This window comes from Pseudomonas nitroreducens, from assembly GCF_010994165.1.
Taxonomy (GTDB): domain Bacteria; phylum Pseudomonadota; class Gammaproteobacteria; order Pseudomonadales; family Pseudomonadaceae; genus Pseudomonas; species Pseudomonas nitroreducens.
The window spans coordinates 824,856-846,152 of sequence record NZ_WMBX01000003.1 but is presented as its reverse complement, the minus strand read 5'-3'; the positions used below and the strand labels follow the sequence as shown (position 1 = coordinate 846,152).

The 21,297-nt window shown below is 64.3% G+C and carries 17 protein-coding genes; 7 read left to right on the top strand and 10 right to left on the bottom strand.

The genetic code is table 11. The annotated features are described in order from the left end of the window. Positions 1-61 precede the first annotated feature (61 nt). Together grxD and GJV37_RS17175 are read right to left on the bottom strand one after the other, a co-directional pair. Positions 62-388: a Grx4 family monothiol glutaredoxin gene (grxD, locus tag GJV37_RS17180; RefSeq protein ID WP_024765398.1), complete on the bottom strand. Its 327-nt coding sequence runs from the start codon at positions 386-388 to the stop codon at positions 62-64. Between the two features lie 135 nt (positions 389-523). Further along, positions 524-2,617 carry a molybdopterin oxidoreductase family protein gene (locus GJV37_RS17175; protein ID WP_193452779.1) on the bottom strand — a complete coding sequence of 698 codons (2,094 nt, stop codon included), beginning with the start codon at positions 2,615-2,617 and terminating at the stop codon, positions 524-526. Between the two features lie 313 nt (positions 2,618-2,930). Here GJV37_RS17175 and argF point away from each other — a divergent pair, with 313 nt between their 5' ends. Together argF and GJV37_RS17165 are read left to right on the top strand one after the other, a co-directional pair. Further along, on the top strand, positions 2,931-3,848 hold the full coding sequence (argF, locus tag GJV37_RS17170) for an ornithine carbamoyltransferase (protein ID WP_193452778.1): 918 nt from the start codon (positions 2,931-2,933) through the stop codon (positions 3,846-3,848). A 20-nt stretch (positions 3,849-3,868) separates the two neighbouring features. Next, complete coding sequence (locus tag GJV37_RS17165) at positions 3,869-4,930, top strand: ABC transporter ATP-binding protein (protein ID WP_193452777.1); 1,062 nt, start codon at positions 3,869-3,871, stop codon at positions 4,928-4,930. On the opposite strand, the gene GJV37_RS17160 is transcribed toward GJV37_RS17165, so the two are convergent. From GJV37_RS17160 to ybaK, 3 genes are all read right to left on the bottom strand, one after another. Continuing rightward, positions 4,927-5,871 carry an electron transfer flavoprotein subunit alpha/FixB family protein gene (locus GJV37_RS17160; protein WP_193452776.1) on the bottom strand — a complete coding sequence of 315 codons (945 nt, stop codon included), beginning with the start codon at positions 5,869-5,871 and terminating at the stop codon, positions 4,927-4,929. The genes GJV37_RS17165 and GJV37_RS17160 overlap by 4 nt on opposite strands. A gap of 95 nt (positions 5,872-5,966) precedes the next feature. Then, positions 5,967-6,752, bottom strand: a complete 786-nt coding sequence (locus tag GJV37_RS17155) for a PhzF family phenazine biosynthesis protein (RefSeq protein ID WP_024765393.1) — start codon at positions 6,750-6,752, stop codon at positions 5,967-5,969. An 84-nt stretch (positions 6,753-6,836) separates the two neighbouring features. Further along, a complete protein-coding gene (gene ybaK, locus GJV37_RS17150) occupies positions 6,837-7,307 on the bottom strand; it encodes a Cys-tRNA(Pro) deacylase (RefSeq protein WP_024765392.1) in 471 nt (156 codons plus the stop codon). A gap of 172 nt (positions 7,308-7,479) precedes the next feature. Between ybaK and glpK the strand changes: the two genes are divergently transcribed. The 5 genes from glpK to GJV37_RS17125 all read left to right on the top strand — a co-directional run bounded on the left by glpK (position 7,480) and on the right by GJV37_RS17125 (position 14,657). Then, the gene (glpK, locus tag GJV37_RS17145; RefSeq protein WP_170859095.1) at positions 7,480-8,994 is read left to right on the top strand and encodes a glycerol kinase GlpK; all 1,515 of its coding nucleotides are present in this window, start codon (positions 7,480-7,482) and stop codon (positions 8,992-8,994) included. Positions 8,995-9,175: 181 nt separating this feature from the next. Further along, positions 9,176-9,931: a DeoR/GlpR family transcriptional regulator gene (locus tag GJV37_RS17140; RefSeq protein WP_193452775.1), complete on the top strand. Its 756-nt coding sequence runs from the start codon at positions 9,176-9,178 to the stop codon at positions 9,929-9,931. A gap of 142 nt (positions 9,932-10,073) precedes the next feature. Then, positions 10,074-11,615, top strand: a complete 1,542-nt coding sequence (gene glpD, locus GJV37_RS17135) for a glycerol-3-phosphate dehydrogenase (protein ID WP_193452774.1) — start codon at positions 10,074-10,076, stop codon at positions 11,613-11,615. A 120-nt stretch (positions 11,616-11,735) separates the two neighbouring features. Beyond that, complete coding sequence (locus GJV37_RS17130) at positions 11,736-14,219, top strand: autotransporter family protein (protein WP_170859097.1); 2,484 nt, start codon at positions 11,736-11,738, stop codon at positions 14,217-14,219. 111 nt (positions 14,220-14,330) lie between these two features. Then, positions 14,331-14,657, top strand: coding sequence for a GlpM family protein (locus GJV37_RS17125; RefSeq protein WP_164488295.1), 327 nt, complete (start codon positions 14,331-14,333; stop codon positions 14,655-14,657). A 1-nt stretch (position 14,658) separates the two neighbouring features. Here GJV37_RS17125 and GJV37_RS17120 read toward each other — a convergent pair whose 3' ends face one another. From GJV37_RS17120 to GJV37_RS17100, 5 genes are all read right to left on the bottom strand, one after another. Beyond that, positions 14,659-15,744: a helix-turn-helix domain-containing protein gene (locus GJV37_RS17120; RefSeq protein ID WP_170859098.1), complete on the bottom strand. Its 1,086-nt coding sequence runs from the start codon at positions 15,742-15,744 to the stop codon at positions 14,659-14,661. 160 nt (positions 15,745-15,904) lie between these two features. Then, entirely contained in the window at positions 15,905-16,864 is a 960-nt protein-coding gene (locus GJV37_RS17115; protein WP_024765385.1) for a PDR/VanB family oxidoreductase, read from the bottom strand. A 179-nt stretch (positions 16,865-17,043) separates the two neighbouring features. Further along, entirely contained in the window at positions 17,044-18,165 is a 1,122-nt protein-coding gene (locus tag GJV37_RS17110; protein WP_170859099.1) for an aromatic ring-hydroxylating oxygenase subunit alpha, read from the bottom strand. Positions 18,166-18,304: 139 nt separating this feature from the next. Further along, complete coding sequence (locus GJV37_RS17105; protein ID WP_269215969.1) at positions 18,305-19,936, bottom strand: BCCT family transporter; 1,632 nt, start codon at positions 19,934-19,936, stop codon at positions 18,305-18,307. A 244-nt stretch (positions 19,937-20,180) separates the two neighbouring features. Beyond that, positions 20,181-21,266 carry a tartrate dehydrogenase gene (locus GJV37_RS17100; protein WP_024765382.1) on the bottom strand — a complete coding sequence of 362 codons (1,086 nt, stop codon included), beginning with the start codon at positions 21,264-21,266 and terminating at the stop codon, positions 20,181-20,183. Between the last annotated feature and the right edge of the window lie 31 nt (positions 21,267-21,297).

Below are 21,297 nucleotides of genomic sequence, written 5' to 3'. Positions count from 1 at the left end.
TTATCTCTTCCCAAAAACAAAGCCCCGCCAAGGCGGGGCTTTGTGCGACAGCACGAAAGACTCAGGCGTTGGCCTTGCCTACGGCGTCCTTGATCAGCGGTTGCAGCTCACCCTTTTCGAACATCTCGGCCAGGATGTCGCTGCCACCGACCAGCTCGCCACCGACCCACAGTTGCGGGAAGGTCGGCCAGTTGGCGTACTTGGGCAGGTTGGCGCGGATTTCCGGATTCTGCAGGATGTCGACGTAGGCGAACTTCTCGCCACAAGCCATCAGGACCTGGGCGGCGCGGGACGAGAAACCGCACTGCGGAGCATTCGGCGAACCCTTCATGTACAGCAGGACAGGGTTGTTGGCGATCTGCTCTTTGATGGTATCGATGATATCCATGAACTTCCTCGGCTGAACTATCAGATACTGATCCGGCAGCCGCCTCCTCGGATGGCGATGGCCGGCACGGTACCGCGCATTGTACTGCAAAGCCGAGCGCTACGCTCGGCTTTGCAGATGCCTTGCGACAGCCTGTCAGGCCGCCTCGACCTCCACTGGCACACCGTTCAGCGCGGTGTTTCCGGAGAGCGCATCCAGATGTCGCTCGTCGGTGAGGTCATTGGCACTGGCGCCGCCCTGCTCGCGAGCAATCGACAGCTGCACGCCCGGCCGTGCGTGCCCCCAGCCGTGGGGCAGGCTGACGACCCCGGCCATGACTTCGTCGCTGGCCGCCACCTCGATCTCGATACTGCCGACCCGCGAGCGCACACGTACCTTCTGCCCGTCCACCAGCCCGCGCGAGGCGAGGTCCTGCGGGTGCATGAGCAGTTGGTGCCGCGGCTTGCCCTTCACCAGGCGGTGATAGTTGTGCATCCAGGAGTTGTTGCTGCGCACATGGCGGCGACCGATCAGCAGCAGCTGGTCAATGGCCGGCGACTGGGTATCGGCGAAGCGACGCAGGTCATTGAGGAAGATTTCCGGCGCCGCCTCGATGCTGCGGCTGGCCGTCTTCAGCCGCGGCGCCAGGTTCGGCTGCAACGGCCCCAGGTCCAGCCCATGGGGGTGTTCGCGCAGCCGCGCCAGGTTGAGCTTGTGCTCGCTGGCATCGCCATAAGGGCCGAAGCGCAGGCCCATCTCGATCATCTGTTCCGGCGCCATAGTCGGTTTCAGCTCGGTGCCGCTGCGTGCCGCATAAGCCTTGGCCAGACCGACGAAGATTTCCCAGTCGTGCAATGCGCCCTCGGGTTTCGGCAGGATCGCCTCGTTGAAGCGGGTGACATTGCGCACCGCGAAGACATTGAAGGTGGTGTCGTAATGATCGTGCTCCAGTGGCGCGGTGGGCGGCAGGATCAGGTCGGCGTAGCGCGTGGTTTCGTTGATATAGAGGTCCACGCTGAGCATGAACTCCAGGCCGTCCAGCGCCTGTTCCAGGCGTCGGCCATTAGGCGTGGACAGCACCGGGTTGCCCGCCACTGTCACCAGCGCACGCACCTGCCCTTCGCCTTCGGTGAGCATCTCTTCGGCCAGCGCTGCCACCGGCAATTCGCCGCCATATTCCGGCAGGCCGGACACACGGCTCTGCCAGCGGTTGAACGCGCCACCTGCCGTGGTCGCCACCAGGTCCACCGCCGGCGTGGTGCACAGGGTGCCGCCGACGCGGTCGAGGTTGCCGGTGACCAGGTTGATCAATTGCACCAGCCACTGACAGAGGCTTCCGAAAACCTGGGTGGAAACGCCCATACGCCCGTAGCAGACGGCCTTGTCGGCGGCGGCGAAATCCCGCGCCAACTGGCGGATGGCGTCGGCCGGCACGCCGCAGCGAACGGCCATGGATTCGACCTTGAAGGGCGCCAGCGCCTCACGCACCGCGCCCAGGCCGTTGACCGGCAACGAGGATTCGCGGGTCAGACCTTCGCTGAGCAGCGTGTCGAGGATGCCCAGCAACAGCGCGGCATCTTCGCCGGGGCGCACGAACAGGTGCTGGTCCGCAATCGCCGCCGTCTCGGTGCGACGCGGGTCGACCACCACCAGCTTGCCGCCGCGCGCCTTCACGGCCTTCAGACGTTTCTCCACGTCCGGCACGGTCATGATGCTGCCGTTGGACGCCAGCGGGTTGCCGCCCAGGATCAGCATGAAGTCGGTGTGGTCGATGTCCGGAATCGGGATCAGCAGGCCATGGCCGAACATCTGCTGGCTGACCAGATGATGCGGCAGTTGGTCCACCGAGGTCGCCGAGTAGCGGTTGCGGGTCTTCAACTGGCCGAGGAAATAGTTGCTGTGGGTCATCAACCCGTAGTTGTGCACGCTCGGATTGCCCTGGTACACCGCCACGGCGTTGCTACCGTGGCGCTCGCGGATTTCCGCCAGGCGCGTGGCCATCAGCTCGAAGGCCTCGTCCCAGCCGATCGGCTGCCACTCGTTGCCGACACGGCGCACCGGCTGGCGCAGGCGGTCCGGGTCGTTCTGGATATCCTGCAGCGCCACCGCCTTGGGGCAGATGTGGCCACGGCTGAAGCTGTCCTGGGCGTCACCCTTGATGGACAGAATGCGCTCGTCCTCGGTCTCGATGGTCAGGCCGCAGATGGCCTCGCACAGATGGCACGCACGGTGGTGGAGGGTCTTGCTCATGGCTCGCCTCGTTATTGTTGTCGCCGGCGCTCATGGAGCCGGTCGCGGGGTCGCAAGCACTATGAATCCAGTCCCGGCGAAGCACCACCAGCTTCCGTCGGGTGAATTGCGCGGCATCAGGAACGACCATGGTCAAGCCCCGCCCGACGGGCCTTCCGGGTGAAACTTGCGTAGATCCGTCATTTCCTTATAGGATCGCGCCTTCCCCCATTTTCCGCTCCATGCGGTCCCGCCGCAGGTTCAGCCCGTTTTTTCTCACGAAAGCCGGTCGGTACCTCGGCCTGATTCTGAGAATAAGTAGTAGGTACGAACCATGAGCGCACGTCACTTCCTCTCGATGCTGGATTACACGACCGACGAACTGCTCGGTCTGATCCGCCGTGCCACCGAGCTGAAGGACCTGCGCGACCGAGGTGTGCTCTACGAACCGCTGAAGAACCGCGTGCTGGGCATGATCTTCGAGAAGGCCTCGACCCGGACGCGAATCTCCTTCGAAGCCGGGATGATCCAGCTCGGCGGCCAGGCCATCTTCCTCTCCCCGCGCGATACCCAGCTGGGCCGTGGCGAGCCGATCGCCGACGCCGCGCGGGTGATGTCGCGGATGGTCGATGCCGTGATGATCCGCACCTTCGCCCACAGCAACCTGATCGAGTTCGCCGAGAACTCCCGCGTGCCGGTGATCAACGGCCTGTCGGACGACCTGCATCCGTGCCAGTTGCTGGCCGACATGCAGACCTTCCATGAGCACCGCGGCAGCATCGCCGGCAAGACCGTGGCCTGGATCGGCGACGGCAACAACATGTGCAACAGCTACATCGAGGCGGCAATCCGCTTCGACTTCCAACTGAATGTGGCCTGCCCGGAAGGCTACGAGCCCAACGCTGCCCTGATGGAGCAGGCCGGCGAGCGCGTGAATATCTTCCGTGACCCGCGCGAAGCGGTCGCCGGCGCACATCTGGTGAGCACCGACGTCTGGGCTTCCATGGGCCAGGAGGACGAAGCAACCGCGCGCCTGCGCCTGTTCCAGCCATATCAGGTAACACGTGCGCTGCTCGATGGCGCGGCGGCGGATGTACTATTCATGCACTGCCTGCCGGCCCACCGTGGCGAAGAGATCAGCGAAGACCTGCTGGACGACGCGCGCTCCGTGGCCTGGGACCAGGCGGAAAACCGTCTCCACGCCCAGAAAGCCCTGCTCGAACTGCTGGTCGAGCACGCGCATTACGCCTGAGCCCTCCTGTTTCGAGCCCGATGACCAAACCGCTGCTGCTCACCCTCGATGACCTTTCCTGTGGCTATGAACAGCAGCGTGTGGTGCAAGGCGTCAGACTGCACCTGAACGCCGGCGACATCGGCTGCCTGCTCGGCCCCTCGGGCTGCGGCAAGACCACCACCCTGCGCGCCATCGCCGGTTTCGAGCCGGTGCAGGGCGGGCGTATCGAACTGGGCGGCGAAGTGATTTCCCGCCCCGGCTTCACCCTGTCGCCGGAGAAGCGCCGAATCGGCATGGTATTCCAGGACTACGCGCTGTTCCCACACCTGTCGGTGGCGGATAACGTCGCCTTCGGCATCCGCAAGCACCCCGAGCGCGAGCGCATCGTCGGTGAGCTGCTGGAGCTGGTGAAGCTCGACGGCCTCGGCCAGCGTTTCCCCCATGAGCTTTCCGGCGGCCAACAACAGCGCGTGGCCCTGGCCCGTGCACTGGCCCCGCAGCCGCAACTGCTGCTGCTCGACGAACCCTTCTCCAATCTCGACGTGGAGCTGCGCCGCCAGCTCAGCCATGAGGTGCGCGACATCCTCAAGGCGCGTGGCACCAGTGCGATTCTGGTCACCCACGACCAGGAAGAAGCCTTCGCCGTCAGCGATCATGTCGGTGTGTTCCGCAACGGCCTGCTTGAGCAGTGGGATACGCCATTCAATCTCTACCACGAGCCGCAGACGCCCTTCGTCGCCAGTTTCGTCGGCCAGGGCTATTTCATTCGTGGACAGATGTGCGGGACCGATGCGGTGCAGACCGAGCTGGGCCTGCTGCGCGGCAACCGCGCCTACTGCCTGCCCGACGGCTGCGCGGTGGATGTATTGCTGCGCCCGGATGACCTGGTGCCGGCCGCCGATGGCGCGCTGAAGGCGCGCATCGTCGGCAAGTCGTTCCTCGGTGCGGCTACCCTGTATCGCCTGCAATTGCCCACCGGCACCCAGCTGGAATCGCTGTTCCCCAGCCATGCCGACCACCAGCCGGGCGATGAAGTGGGCATCGGCGTCGCCGCCGAGCATCTGGTGCTGTTCCCGGCGCAGGGCGGCGTGGCGCTCTAGGCGAGCGCCTTCTCCAGTTCAGGCAACAACTCGAACAGGTCGCCCTGCAAGCCATAGTCGGCGATCTCGAAGATCGGCGCGTCCGGATCGAGATTGATCGCCGCGATGACCTTGGCGTCCTTCATGCCCGCCACGTGCTGCACGGCCCCTGAGATCCCCACGGCGAGATAAAGCTCCGGCGCGACGATGCGCCCGGACTGGCCAATCTGCAATTCCGCCGGGGCAAAGCCGGCATCTACCGCTGCCAGTGACGCACCCACGGCGCCGTGCAGCTGGTCCGCCAGCGGATAGAGCGCGGCGAAGCCTTCTTCGGTTTGCAGCCCACGCCCGCCGGCAACTATGACCTTCGCCGACTCCAGCGCAGGGCGCTCGAAGTCCGGGTGTTCCTCGCCCTGCCACTGCGACAGACCGAGATCGCCCGCCCCGCCGATACGCTCCAGTTCGGCATTGCCGCCGGCCAGTGCCAGCGGATCGAAAGCGGTTGGGCGAATGCCCAGCACGATCGACGGCCCCTCGCAGCGCACCGTGGCGATGGCATTGCCGGCGTAGATCGGGCGCTGGAAGGTCTGTTCGTCGATGACGGCGATGACGTCGGAGACCGCATCCACATCCAGCAAGGCTGCGATGCGCGGCAGGCAATCGCGGCCCACGGCGGTGGCCGGCGCGAGGATGTGGCGGTAACGCGGAGCCAGTTGCACCACCAGTGCCGAGAGGTTTTCCGCCAGCAGGTGGTCGTAGGCGGGATCGCCTGCCAGCAGGACGCGATCAACGCCCTCGACACCACAAGCCTGCGTCGCCAGTTCCTCGAGGCCACTGCCCGCAAGCAGCAGATGAACTTCGCCGCCGATCTGCCGGGCGGCGGCCAGAGCGTTCAGGGTAGCGGGCGCCAGGACGGCGGAGTCGTCGGTAACGTGATAGTCAGCGATGAGCAGAAGGGCCATGGGCCTGCCTCCAGGTCGGTGAGCCGCGCCGAACGGGCGCGGTTTCCAGTGAAGGCCAGCCTACGCCGGGGAGCGCAAAGCCCCCCGGTCACAGATCAAACAACCAGCAGACGACCGCTGGCGACCAGACGTGCGTAGCCGGCGATGCTGACGCGCTCGCCTTCCAGGCGGCACCACAGCTCGCCGCCGCGTGCGGAGGCCTGGAAGGCGCGCATCTGCAGCTTGTTCAGGCGACGCGACCAGTAGGGGATCAGCACGCAGTGGGCGGCGCCGGTCACCGGGTCCTCGTTGAGGCCGATGGCCGGGGCGAAGAAGCGCGAAACGAAGTCATAGCCGTCGCTGCGCGCGGTGACGATCACACCCAGGTACGGCAGGCGCGCGAGAGCAGCGAAATCGGGCTGGCAGTCGCGCACCGCCTGTTCCGACTCCAGCAGCACCAGCAGGTGGTTGGCGGTGTTCAGTGCGTCCACCACGTCGACGCCCAGCGCATTCTGCAACTCCACCGTAGAGCCGGATTCGCTCGGCGGCTGCGCCGGGAAGTTCAGTGCCAGCCGGCCTTCCTCACGAGTCACACGCAGCGGACCGGACAGGGAGTTCAGCTCCAGCACTTCGCCCGGCTCGTCGAACACTTCGAACAGCACGTGGGCGCTGGCCAGGGTGGCGTGGCCGCACAGCGGCACCTCGGCGGTCGGGGTGAACCAGCGGATGCGCCAGCCGGCCGGCTCCCTCACCAGGAAGGCGGTCTCAGACAGGTTGTGCTCGGCGGCGATCTGCTGCATCAGTTCGTCGCTCAACCAGGCATCGAGGCGGTACACCATGGCCGGGTTGCCGGCGAACGGGCGATCAGTGAAAGCGTCTACCTGGTGAAAATCGAGCAGCATGGCAGTCTCCTGAAAAGTGATGTCCGAGCATGACAGAAGCCGATGAACGACGAACCGTACAGAAGCGAGCAGACAGTCGTTCGCTCAACCCCGACCGATGGGGGCGAAGGCCGCCGATGTCAGCCCGGCCAGCGTCTCGGCGCTCAACTCCACTTCCAGCCCACGGCGGCCGGCGCTGACGTGGATGGTGGGGAACCCCCGGGCGGATTCGTCGATGAAGGTGCGCAAGCGTTTCTTCTGCCCCAGAGGGCTGATGCCGCCGACCAGGTAGCCGGTGGCGCGTTGCGCGGCGTTCGGGTCGGCCATGTCGGCCTTCTTCACGCCCGCCGCATGGGCCAGCGCCTTGAGATCCAACGTGCCCACCACGGGCACCACCGCCACCAGCAACTCGCCCTTCTCGCTGGCCGCCAGCAGGGTCTTGAACACCCGCGCAGGGTCGAGGTTGAGTTTCTCGGCGGCCTCCAGGCCATAGGATGGCGCCTTCGGGTCGTGCTCATAGCTCAGCACGTGGTGTTCGGCGCGGTTCTTCTTCAGCAGGTCGATGGCGGGGGTCATGATCGGCGGGCTTCTCGCAAGCGGCTTTCCAGCGCATAACAGTAAGCCAAGGCGTGCTGCACTGCACGGTGTTCGCTTCACCGGCGCGGACGAATCCCGTATGGTCTGCGCCATTCACCTTCCGGCCCGCGTGGCCGGGACTGCCGAACGGAATCCGCACAAGGCCGCCGCCATGACGAACCTTACGAACAAGAAATACGTCGTCGCCCTCGACCAGGGCACCACCAGCTCGCGCGCCATCATCTTCGACCATGACGCCAACGTGGTCAGCGTGGCCCAGCGCGAGTTCGCGCAGATCTACCCGCAGCCGGGCTGGGTCGAGCACGACCCGATGGAAATCTGGGCGACCCAGAGCTCGACCCTGGTCGAGGCGCTCGCCCAGGCCAACATCAGCGTTGCCGAGGTGGCGGCCATCGGCATCACCAACCAGCGCGAAACCACCCTGGTGTGGGACAAGGCCAGCGGCCGGCCGATCCACAATGCCATCGTCTGGCAATGCCGGCGCAGCGCGGCCATCTGCGAGCAGCTCAAGCGCGATGGCCTGGAACAGCACATCCGCGATACCACGGGGCTGGTCATCGACCCCTACTTCTCCGGCACCAAGCTCAAGTGGATCCTCGACAACGTCGAAGGCGCCCGCGAACGTGCACAGCGCGGCGAGCTGCTGTTCGGCACGGTCGACAGCTGGCTGATCTGGAAGCTCACCGAAGGCGAGGTGCACGTCACCGACTACACCAATGCCTCGCGCACCCTGATGTTCGATATCCACACGCTTGACTGGGACGAGCGCCTGCTCGCCGCGCTGGATGTGCCGCGCGCCATGCTGCCGCAGGTACGCGCATCTTCCGAAGTCTACGGCCACGCCAAGGTCGGCGGCCTCGGGGTGCACCGCACGCCCATCGCCGGGATCGCCGGCGACCAGCAGGCCGCACTGTTCGGCCAGATGTGCGTGGAACCGGGTCAGGCGAAGAACACCTACGGCACCGGCTGCTTCCTGTTGATGAACACCGGCGACAAGGCGGTGAAGTCCACCCACGGCCTGCTCACCACCATCGCCTGCGGCCCGCGTGGCGAAGTCGCCTATGCGCTGGAGGGCGCAGTGTTCAACGGCGGCTCTACCGTGCAGTGGCTGCGCGACGAGCTGAAAGTGATCAACGATGCCCACGACTCCGAGTACTTCGCTACCAAGGTGAAGGACAGCAACGGCGTCTACCTGGTCCCCGCCTTCACCGGCCTGGGCGCGCCCTACTGGGACCCGTACGCCCGTGGCGCGCTGTTCGGCCTGACCCGCGGGGTAAAAGCCGATCACCTGATCCGCGCCACCCTCGAATCCATCGCCTACCAGACCCGCGACGTGCTCGACGCCATGCAGCAGGACGCCGGCGAACCGCTGCGCGCGCTGCGCGTGGACGGTGGCGCGGTAGCCAACAACTTCCTCATGCAGTTCCAGGCCGACATCCTCGGCACTCCGGTGGAGCGCCCACAGATGCGCGAGACCACCGCCCTCGGCGCCGCCGTACTGGCGGGCCTGGCCTGTGGCTTCTGGGGCGACCTCGCAGAGCTGAAGAACAAGGCAGTGATCGAGCGGGTATTCCAGCCGGCCTGCGACGAAGCCGAGCGCGCGCGGCTATACAAGGGCTGGCAAAAAGCCGTCGAGCGCACCCGTGGCTGGGCAGCGGAAGACTGATTGCTCTGCTGTAGGACCGAGGGGGACGCCCAGTCCTTGTTCGCGAACCGCTTGATTCCACAGAACACGGCGGGGTCCGCGAGCAATAACGATGGCGTCCCCCTCGCTCCTACAAGTCCATGACAGCGTCGGCTCAGTGCGGCATCCTTGCCCTCCCGGCCCGTCCGCACGAGCGAACCGCATGAACCTGCCACCCCGCCAGCAGAACATCCTCGATCTGGTCCGCGAACGCGGCTACCTGAGCATCGAAGAGATCGCCCAGCAGTTCGCCGTCACGCCGCAGACCATCCGCCGCGACATCAACCAACTGGCCGAGCAGAACCTGCTGCGCCGCTACCACGGCGGCGCGGCCTGGGACTCGAGCATCGAGAACACCGCCTACAACACCCGCGCCGACCAGATGCGCGACGAGAAGCAGCGCATCGCCGAAGCCATCGCCGCGCACATCCCGGACAATGCCTCGCTGTTCATCAACATCGGCACCACCACCGAAGCCATCGCCCGCGCCCTGCTCGGCCACCGGAACCTGAAGGTCATCAGCAACAACCTGCACGTCGCCAGCATCCTCGCCGGCAAGGACGATTTCGAAGTACTGATCGCCGGCGGCACGGTGCGCAGCGACGGCGGTGTGGTCGGGCAGGCGGCAGTGGATTTCATCGAGCAATTTCGCGTCGACTTCGCCGTGGTGGGCATCAGCGGCATCGACGAAGACGGCAGCCTGCTGGACTTCGACTACCAGGAAGTGCGCGTCTCCCGCGCCATCATCGATAACGCGCGGCAGGTATTCCTCGCCGCCGACTCCAGCAAGTTCGGCCGCAACGCCATGGTGCGCCTGGGCCCGATCTCCCTGGTCAACCGGGTCTTCACCGACAGCCCGCCACCCGCCGCCGTAGCGCGCCTGATGAGCCAGCACAAGGTTCAGCTCGAGCTGGTCTGAGACTTCCCAGTCATTTCACTTTCGAACATTCAGACGAATACCTGCGCGAATTCGCGCCAAAGGCTGGTCATTTTTCGTTCACTGAACTAGGATATTTTCGAAAACGAACATAAAAGATTCACTTTCAACACCAGGCGGCCCCATGAATTCCACCCGCTCGCGCCACGCGCCCCTTGCCGAAGTCTATGACCTGGCCGTCGTCGGCGGCGGCATCAATGGCGCGGGGATCGCGGCGGACGCCGCCGGGCGCGGGCTGTCGGTGTTCCTTTGCGAACAGCATGACCTCGCCGCCCACACCTCCTCCGCCAGCAGCAAGCTGATCCACGGCGGCCTGCGCTACCTGGAACACCACGAATTCCGCCTGGTCCGCGAAGCCCTCGCCGAGCGCGAGGTACTGCTGGCCAAGGCTCCGCACATCGTCCATCCGCTGCGCTTCGTGCTACCGCACCGCCCGCACCTGCGCCCGGCCTGGATGATCCGTGCCGGCCTGTTCCTCTACGACCACCTGGGCAAGCGCGAGAAGCTGCCGGCATCCCGTAGCGTACGCTTCGGCATCGACAGTCCGCTCAAGGCCGAGATCACCCGCGGATTCGAATATTCCGACTGCTCGGTGGACGACGCCCGCCTGGTGGTACTCAACGCCATGGCCGCACGCGAGAACGGCGCGCATATCCACCCGCACACCCGCTGCGTCAGCGCGCGGCGCAGCAAGGGTTTGTGGCACCTGCACCTGGAACGCCGCGACGGCAGCCTCTACTCGATCCGCGCCCGCGCGCTGGTCAACGCCGCCGGCCCCTGGGTCGACCGCTTCCTGCGCGAGGAACTGCGCCAGAAACCGCCCTACGGCATCCGTCTGATCCAGGGCAGCCACCTGATCGTGCCGCGCCTTTACGACGGCGAGCACGCATACATCCTGCAGAACGAGGATCGGCGCATCGTCTTCGCGATCCCCTACCTGCGCCAGTTCACCCTGATCGGCACCACCGACCGCGAATACCAGGGCGACCCGGCGCAGATCAGCATCAGCGAAGCCGAGACCGACTACCTGCTCAATGTGGTCAACGCGCATTTCAAGCGCCAGTTGAGCCGACAGGACATCCTGCGCAGCTTCTCCGGCGTGCGCCCGTTGTGCGACGACGAGTCCGACGATCCGTCCGCGGTCACCCGCGACTACACCCTGGCGCTGGACAACACCCCTGGCGAAGCGCCGCTGCTGTCGGTCTTCGGCGGCAAGCTGACTACTTACCGCAAGCTCGCCGAGGCCGCACTGGAGCAGTTGGCGCCGCACTTCGCCGGCGTGATGAAAGCGAGCTGGACCGCCAGTTCCCCGCTGCCCGGCGGCGAAGCCATGACCACCGTGGAAGACCTGGCCATCCAGCTCATGGAGCGCCTGCGCCAGCTCGACTCGGCCCTCGCCCGGCGCTGGGCCAGCACCTACGGCAGCCGCATCTGGAAGCTGCTCGACGGCGCGCACAACCTCAGCGAACTGGGCGAACACCTGGGCGCCGGGCTCTATGCGCGGGAAGTGGAATACCTGGTCCGCGAGGAATGGGCCCGCGACGCCGACGACATCCTCTGGCGCCGCACCAAGCTCGGGCTGTTTCTCAATGCTCAACAGCAACACCAACTGCAGCGCTATCTGACACCCGAAAGCCCTGCTCTGCCGAGTGCGTCTATTGCATAAGGCGACGCCAACGATCACCCGTTAACTACAACGTTTTCGGACGCAACTGATATTTCCCCCACCTGAATCGCCGTAGCCTCCTGCCTTTTCCAGGGATAGCCCCAACAATCAGGAGGTTACATGTCGACCCGACACCGTCTCGCTATCGTTATTGCTTCAATCATGGCCGACCAGGCGTGCGCCGAGAGCCTTTCCGTCATCGGCAATCCGTTGCAGTTGGCAGATACCTATACCAATTCGATCGACCTGGTTGGCGAGGCTCACACCACCGAGCCGCTGCTCACCGCCTGGATATCTGCCACCGGCACCTTTCAGGGCGGTCTGAACAATCACGCCACAGTGACGGTGAGCGGCCCGACCGCCGGGACCATCAGTGGCAATGGCGCGCTCTACCTCCAGTCACGAAACAGCTCACCAGCCAGCATCCAGGGCGACTTCGTCCAGGCGGGATCGCTACAAGCCAGCAACATCGCCGATGCCACCGTCTATGTGGGGAAGGCCAACATCAGCGGCAAGTTCAGCAACCAGGGTACGATCAGCCAGAGCAACACGTTGGGCGCCCTCTCCCCCACCCTCGACAACTACAACCTGCTGATCGATCAGTCGACACTGGGAGGCGGCTTCGAAAACAGCGGAGTCATCCACTCCCAAGGGGATGATTTCCAGAACCTGGTCATCGAGAACAGCAAGCTCTACTCCTTCAGCAACAGCGGCACCATCAGCGCCGATGGCGCGCGCAGCGTCGCAATGCTGTTCGGCCAAGGCAACAAGCTCCTCAACACGTCAGACGATGTCCTCTACAACAGGGGCACCATCAGCGCCAAGGGCCAAGGCTCGATTGCCCTGAAAGTGGAATCAGGATTGGGGGTCGAGAACGCCGGCCTGATTCAGGCGGACGGTACTGCTGTCGATCTTTCCCAGACCAGCATCTACTACACACAGGAGGATGGTCTGACCGCGGGAGGGCAGATCGCCCTGTTAGGCAACTTCTCGCCGGACTCAACAGCCAGCAGCGGCACTCTTGCGAGTTTCGATGGCGGTGCAGTGAAAGGCGATATCCGTAACATGTGGGTCACCGAGGTGGATGGCAACGTGGCCATGGACTCCGCGCTGATCCAGACCCGCTACCTCGAACTGGGCGGCGGCCGCCTGACACTGCTACGGCCCCACACCGTGCTGGAAGGCAACCTGGAGCTGATCGGCAGCGAAATGGAGCTGACGCTGAGCCGCGCCACCGAGCAGAACCGGCCGATTCTGAAGGTTACCGGCGAGGCGGAGGTGGATCCGGGCAGCAGAATTCTGCTCACACCCAAACCCAACGACTTCAGCACCCAGGGCGACCAGCGATATCAATTGATCAGCGCCAGCCGCTGGTACCAGTTGGGCCAGGAATCGGTAGAGGTTCCCATCTCCGCCAGTGAGCTGTCAGTCGCCAGTACTTCCGCGCTACTGACGGTCAATAGCCATGAGTTCGAAGGCAACACCCTGGTCGCCAACCTGCGAGCCATCACCGGCGAAGAGGCCGGCCAGATAGTCGCCGAGGAGGGCGCCAGCGTGGATGCGCAGACTGCCATTGGCGAGCTCTCCGGTCAGATAGACAAACTTCTGCCCACCGACCCAATCTTCGAGCAGATTGCAAACGCGGACGCCGGGCAGATCGCCAAGTTTGCCGAGTCACTCTATCCCGAGGTGAATGGAGGGGCCAATGCAGCGGCCATCTCCCAGCAGCGGCAAATGGAAAACGCCGTCCGCCAGCGTGGTATGGCATTGCGTCAACTCCCCGACAACCTTGATAAGGGTGGAGTCTGGGTTCAGGGGCTTGACGGCCACGGCAGCCAGGGCAGGCGCCAGGACATCACTGGCTTCGATATGAACGCGAGCGGCATTGCCGCAGGGGCGGACGCCGTCCTGGCCCCTGGCCTGATTGCCGGACTGGCATATGGCTACATGGACGGGAACGTCAAGAGCCACAACGGCAACAAGACCGACATCGACGGCAACGCACTAACACTCTATGGCAGCTACCAGCAGGGCGGGTACTTCGTAGACGCCAACCTCTCCTATGGCTGGAGCGAAAACCACAGCAAGCGTTACATCGCCGATACCCGCGCCAAGGGTAATTATCACGGAAAACTGGCCGGAATGAGCCTTCTGGCCGGGTATGATTTTGCCTTGGCCCACGGGCTAGTTCTTGAGCCGCGAGTGGGAGCGCGCTACAGCAATATCCGACTGGACAACTACGACGAGAGTGGCTCCAGCGCGGCGCTTCACGTCAATAGCCAACGCTACGAGCGCGGCGAACTCGGCGCCGGCTTGCGAGTAGCTGGCGCGCTGCCTGCGGGGAAGGGCCAATTGGTACCGGAGGCGTCGCTCATGGCCTGGCACGACCTGATTGGTGACCGCACGTCCACCACCAGTAGCTTTCTGATCGGCGGAGGCGACTTCGAAACCACAGGTGTACGCCTTTCTCGCGATAGCTATGAAGCTGCCCTGGGGCTCGACTATCGCCTGGGTGCGGTGAGCCTGGGAGGCGGCTATCGCTACGAAGGCAGCAAAGACTTCAACGGCCGTAACCTGGAGGCGCGCCTGCGATATGACTTCTGAGGTCCGTTGACTTCCCAGCCACAGAACGAGATATCCACACTGCCCCATGAGGCATACTACGCGACGCCACCGCCCCGGTGGCGTCGCCGCATAGAGAAAGACGTGGACCTGATCCTCAAGGCAGCCCTCGGCGCCGGCGTGGTGCTGATCCTCGCCGCGCTGTCGAAGACGCGCAATTACTACATCGCCGGCCTGGTGCCGCTGTTCCCCACCTTCGCCCTGATCGCCCACTACATCGTCGGCAAGAGCCGTTCGCTGGACGACCTGAAGACCACCGTCCTGTTCGGCATGTGGTCGATCATTCCCTACTTCGTCTACCTGGCCGCGCTCTACCTGATGGTGGATCGCATGCGCCTGGAGCTGTCGCTGGCGATGGCCGCGCTGGCCTGGCTGGTAGCAGCTTCGCTGCTGGTGTTCGTCTGGGTGCGCCTGCACTGAGTCAGGCGCGCGCCGCCAGCTGCGCTTCCAGTTCGCTGATTCGCGCCTGCAGGCGATCACGCTCGGCGCGTTCGGCACGGATGTCCTCGAACACGCTGATCAGGTGATCGGGCACCCCGTCCTGTGCGCGACGCTGCAGCGAGGTGCGCACGCGCACCCAGACATAGTCTCCGTCGCGGCGACGCAAGCGTTTCTCGACCACGTAGCGATCGAAATGACCGGCCAGCAATTGACGCAGGAGCTCCAGATTGGTCGCCAGGTCATCGGGGTGGGTAATATCCTGGAAGGTGATGGCGTACAGCTCCTCGGGGCGATAACCGAGCAACTCGCAAAGGCTGCCATTCACCCGCTGCCAGCTGCCGTCCAGCCCAATGTAGGCCAGTGCGCCCCAGGTCAGCTCGAAGATCGCCCGGAAACGCTCCTCGCTGTTGCGCAGTCGTTCCTCGGTGGCCATGCGCTCGGTGTTGTCCATGCTGATGCCGACCATCTTCAGCGGTCGGCCGACGGCATCGTTGACCACCGTGGCGCGCGAGGCGATCCAGCGCAGGCTGCCGTCGGGCTGGAGAATGCGGAAATCGCACTCGCAGCCCTTGCCCTCGACAGCAGCACGCTCATACATCGCCTGCATGGTGGCCACGTCCTCCGCCGGGAGGTGGCTCCAGAACGTCTGGTTGGAGCTGACATGCCAGCCGTAGACCGCCTCGACGTTCGGCGAATAGGTCACTTCGTCGCTGATCAGGTTCCATTCCCAGGTGACGATCCGCGCGCCCTCCTGGGCCAGCTTCATCCGCGTCTCGCTCTCCATGATCTCGGCGGTGTAGCGACGGCGCAGGTCGGTCATCGGCAGCTCGATCGGCTCGGCATCCTGCACGCTGCGCAGGGCTTCCTCGCCGTAGCGCAGCCAGAGCCAATTGACCTTGAGAAAGTCCGCCAGCCGACGCAGGTTGTCGTAGTCGATCTCGCCGCCCTTGGTCCACTTGTGCACCGCCGTGCGCGAAATACCCAGGGCCGAACCCACTGCCTGCAACGTCAGCTTGTGGTGTTCGAGCAGTTCCTTGAGACGGAAGGCGAAGCTGTTTTCCATCATGGGTAGCGCGGTTTCCTGGAGGTAATCGAGGACCGCAGTATACACAGCTGTAAACCGGTGGATGACAGCACTGGACGTGCAGGAACGAGCTTGCTCGCGAACACACCCCGCCGCGCAGTGGGTTCGCGAGCAAGCTCGCTCCTGGATCAAGGCCAGGAAGCTACAGGTCGATCACCAACCGCTCCCCGCGAGCGCGGGAGACGCAGAGCATCAGGGTCTGTTGCGACGCCTTTTCCTCGTCCGACAGGTACTGGTCGAAATGCTCCACCTCGCCTTCGAGGATGCGCGTCTCGCAGGTTCCGCAGACACCCTCGCGGCACAGGCAGTCCACCTGGGCGGCCTTGACGTTCTCGATGGCCTGGATGATGGTCATGCCCTCCTCCACCCGCAGTTCACGGCCGGAGCGGCCCAGTACCAGGGTGAAGGCGCCACCGCTGGCGGGAGCGGCCGCAAACTGTTCGAAGTGCACGCGCGCGTCAGCGATTCCAGCCTTCCTCGCGCCATTGATGACGGCATCGATCAGTGGCTTGGGCCCGCAGACATAGACATGGTCGTTCGCCGCCAGGGAGGCGAACAAAGCGGCCAGATCGAGTCGGCGATCCTCGCTGTCCACATAGAAGCGCACATTTCCGGCATGCGGACCGTCTGCCAGCTCGCCCTGGAAGGCGCCATGCTCCTGGCTGCGGAAGGCGTAATGCAACTCGTACGGGACAGCGCCGCCTTCCAGTTCATGCAACTGGGAAAGGAATGGCGTGATGCCGATACCACCCGCGATCAATACGTGACGCCCGGCCTTGGGATCGAGGGCGAAAAGGTTGTTCGGGGTGGAGATCGTCAACTGGGTGCCGACTTCGACCTGCTGGTGCATGAAGGCCGACCCGCCCTTGGATTGCTCTTCCCGTCGAACGCCGATCTGGTAGTGACTGAGGTCGCGCGGATCGCTCATCAGCGAATAGGCGTTGCTCAGGCCGTCGGCCATCTTCACGATCACGTGGCTGCCGCCGCTGAAGGCCGGCATTGGCTGGCCGTCGGCTCGCGCCAGGGTGAAGCGCTTGATCTGCGGGGTTGCCTGCTCCACGGCAGTCACGCGCACGCTGAACATCTCGTAGGTATTGGCCATGGTTCACCTCAACTGACCGGGTGGCCGCGCCACCCGCCTCTCTTCCGGCTCCCCGAGCGGTGGTGGAAGAGAGCTGTTTTCTTGGGAATGCCGCCCCGCTGTCTGCGGGGCGGGTGCCCTGCGCCGACTTCGTCGATGCAAGGCCTCACGCAAGTGCCGCCCACAGGCGGCGCGCCGGATCAGTCCAGGTGCGACACGGCGATCAGGTTGTGGAAGTGGGCGATGCCGTGCTCGCTGATACCCGTGCGCTGCTTATCCACCATGATCCGGCCCTGGCCGCGGTAGCCGCGGGACTTCAGGCCCTTCTGCACGCTTTCCACCAGACGCAGGTCTTCCGGCCGGAACACTTCGCGGTACCAGTCGATGAGCTTCTGCTGCTCCTCGGTGATGTCCTTGTTGAGGAAGTAGATGTCGTAGTGCTGCAGCGTGGTTTCGGCGTCGACCGGGAACTCGTAGATCACGGTCATGAAGTTGGCGCCCGGCGGCACGTTGAACATGGTGCACGGCCAGGCCCAGAAGCCGGAGAAGGACGGATCGCTCACCGACTCGTCAACCTTGAAGGACTGCTCCGAGGACTTGGCGACGCCGTACTGCAGGGTCCAGTTGCCGTGCAGGGTGTGACCGTACTGGCCGACGTCCACCGAGTCGGCGAAGCTCGGGTGCGCCGGGCCGCAGTGGTAGCACTCCATGTAGTTGTCGACGATGGATTTCCAGTTCGCCGGAGTGGCGCTGACGAAACGAGCGGCCAGGTGCAGGTCATCGATCACCGCGCAGGCGCCGCGCATCTTGGCTTCCAGGCCGGGCAGTTGCTCTTCCACGCTGCCGGCATTGGCGTCCATGTTGATGAAGATGAAACCAGCGTATTCCTCGACGCGCAGCTGCACCAGGCTGTAGTCGCCCTTGTCGAAGGCCTCGACCTGGTCGCAGTTGCGAACGTGGGTCAGCTCGCCGTCGAGCTTGAAAGTCCAGGCGTGGTACGGGCACGCGATGACGTTCTTGGCAATGCCGCCAGTGCCTTCGAGCAATTGGTGACCACGGTGCGGGCAGACGTTGTAGAAGGCGCGCAGCACATCGTCGCGGCCGCGCACGACGATGATGCTCTCACCGATCACCTCGCGGACGATATAGGCATTCTTCTCGGCCACTTCGCTGCGATGGCCCAGGCAGATCCAGCTGTGGGCGAAGATCTTTTCCTTCTCATGCTCGAATACGGCATCGCTGGTGTAGAAGTTCGCCGGAATGGTGTAGGCGCGCTCGTGGTCGCTGCAAAAATCGGCGGGCAGGCGTTCGAAGTCGGTCATCGGATATCTCCAGGCTTTCATCGACTCGCGCGGGGCGCGGTCCATTTGCTTTTGGTTTACTGCAACCCGTTGGCTAACAGCGCAGGCAAAAAAAAGCCTGCGGGTGGCGTCGCCCGGGCTGGCGACGCCACGCAGGAAATCACTGGGCCAGGGCCACTTCCCGTACGGGTTCGGCGATAATCGGGGGCTCGACTACGGCTTCGCCTGCCAGCGCCATCGCTGCGGCCTCCTCCTCGATGCGGTAGGCCGGCATCGAGCCATAGTCCGCCAGCATCCACTTGAAGAAGCCATAGACCTTGACCAGCAGAATCAGGGTGAACGGAATCGCGGTGAGCACCACGGCGGTCTTCATCGTCGACAGCGAGGCCTTGGCGAACAGCATGGCCAGCGGCACCAGGGTCAGGGTGACGGCCCAGAACAGGCGGTGGGTCGGCGTCGGATCATCGCCTTCCTGCAGGTTGCGGGTGCTTGTGGCGGCCACGGCGTAAGCCGCGGCATCCATGTGCGAGGCGCAGAACACGGCCATGATGAACAGGTACACGGCGAGGAACAGCTTGCCCCACGGCAGCGCCAGCAGCAGCGCCTCTACGGCGCTTTCGCCCCCCTGCTCGGTGAGGATCTTCGGCACATCGACGGCACCGGTGATGAACTGGTGCATGCTGTAACTTTCCAGCGCACCGAAGAAGAACCAGCAACCGAAGCTGCCGCCCAGCAGCAGGGCGAATACCACTTCGCGCATCTGCCGGCCGCGCGATACGCGGGTCACGAACATGGCCACGCCAGGGGCGTAGGACACCCACCAGAGCCAGTAGAACACCGTCCAGTTGCGGGTGAAGGCGCCATCGCCGGCCGGGTCGGTGAACAGGCTCATGTGCACGTAGTTCTGGATCATCAGGCCGATGCCGTTGGCGGTGTTATTGATGGTGAACTGGGTCGGACCGACTAGCAGCACCACCGCGGCAAACACCAGCGCGCCGTAGCAGACGATCTTGCTCAGTTTCTGCAGGCCGCCATCGATGCCGATGTAGGAGCTCAGGGAGAACAGCACGGCGATCACACCGATCACCAGTACCTGTACGGTGAAGGTATCCGGCGTGCCCACCAGCCCGGACAGGCCACGGGTCAGGGTCGAGGCGGTCAGCGCCAGGGACACGGTGAGTGCGCCCATCATGGTCAGCAGGAAGATCAGGTCCACCAGGCGCCCCACCGGACCGGTGGCCTTGAAGCCGGTGACGGCCTCGACGATGGAAGCCAGGTTCAGGCCGCTCTTCTTGCGCACGTGGAAGTGGTAGGCCATGGCCAGGGATGCCAGGGCGTAGATCGACCAGGCGCTGATGCCCCAGTGGAAGAAGGAGTAGCCGACGCTGTACTCCAGCGCCTCACGGGATTGCGGAACGATGTTCAGGCCGGGGGTCTGGTAGTAGTAGGCCCACTCCATCACGCCCCAGTAGAGCGTGGAGGAACCCATGCCAGCGCAGATGAACATGAATACCCAGGTGGCCGTGGAATATTCCGGTTTGCCGCTACCGAAGCGGATGTGGCCGTACTTGCTGCAGGCGATGTAGAGCACGGCCAGGGAGCTGCCGAAGATCAGCAGCTGCACGGCGGTGCCGAAGGTGCGGGTAGCAACCTCGAACAGCTGATTCGCGGCTTGCTCGGCCTGGGCCGGAAACGCAGCGAGCCCGATCACGGTCAGGAGCACCGCGACCAGGCTCATGGATATCAGAAATACATCGACCTTCTGGGTCTTGCGGGGCATCAAGGGGGACATCAGGCGTCTCCTGGGACGTTTTTTGTTGTTGTTGCGCATCCGCCGCAGGCTGCGGATGAAGCATCGTCGGACCAGTTGACTCAAACACGAATAAACCACTGGTTAACAACGATCTAATGGTTAACAGTCTGCGATGAATCGCCGCAGGGTGCAAGAGCTACCCATCGACTCATGCTGCCCTGCCACGACGCCCGTAACCGCTCAGCTACGGGCTTTTCATGGGCAATCGCCGCAGATGTAGGATTTATCTGCTAACGATCTCAGCAATTGCCGCACCCACAGCCTGGGTCGACAACTGCCCGCCCATGTCTCGTGTCACTGATCCATGGGCGATGACCTGTTCGATGGCCGCGAGAATATCGTCGTGGGCCGCGCGGTAGCGCGCATCGCCCTGGCCCACGAAGTCCAGCATCAGCGCCCCGGACCAGATCATGGCGATGGGGTTGGCGATGTTCTGGCCGAAGATGTCCGGCGCCGAACCGTGCACGGGCTCGAACAGCGAGGGGAATCTGCGCTCAGGGTTGAGGTTGGCCGAGGGTGCGATGCCGATGGTGCCGGCACAGGCCGGGCCGAGGTCGGAGAGGATGTCGCCGAACAGGTTGGAGGCCACTACCACGTCGAAGCGCTCGGGCTGCAGGACAAAACGGGCGCAGAGGATATCGATGTGCTGCTTGTCCCAGGCGATCTCCGGATAGCCGGCGGCCATCGCCGCGGTGCGCTCGTCCCAATAGGGCATGCTCACCGCCATGCCGTTGGACTTGGTGGCCGAGGTAAGGCGCTTGCGTTTGCGGGTCTGCGCCAGGTCGAAGGCGTATTTCAGGATGCGGTCGACGCCGCGACGGGTGAACACCGATTCCTGCAGCACGAACTCGTTCTCGGTGCCTTCGAACATGCGCCCGCCCAGGGACGAATACTCACCCTCGGTGTTCTCGCGGATCACCACGAAGTCGATGTCGCCGGGCTTCTTCCCGGCCAGCGGGCAAGGCACGCCGGGGAACAGGCGCACCGGACGGATGTTCACGTACTGGTCGAAGTCGCGGCGGAACTTCAGCAGCGAGCCCCACAGGGAAATATGGTCCGGTACCTTGTCCGGCCAGCCGACGGCGCCGAAGAACAGCGCGTCGAAATCCTTCAGCTGTTCGAACCAGTCGTCCGGCATCATCTTGCCGTGCTCCAGGTAGTAGTCGCAGCTGGCCCAGTCGAAGTGCTCGAACTCCAGCATCAGTCCGTGCTTGCGCGCAGCGGCCTGGACTACGCGCAGACCTTCGGGAAGGACTTCCTGGCCGATGCCGTCTCCGGGAATGGCGGCGATTCTGTATGTCTTGCTCATGGGGCACCCCTCGCTGGTGTGAAGTTGGAAG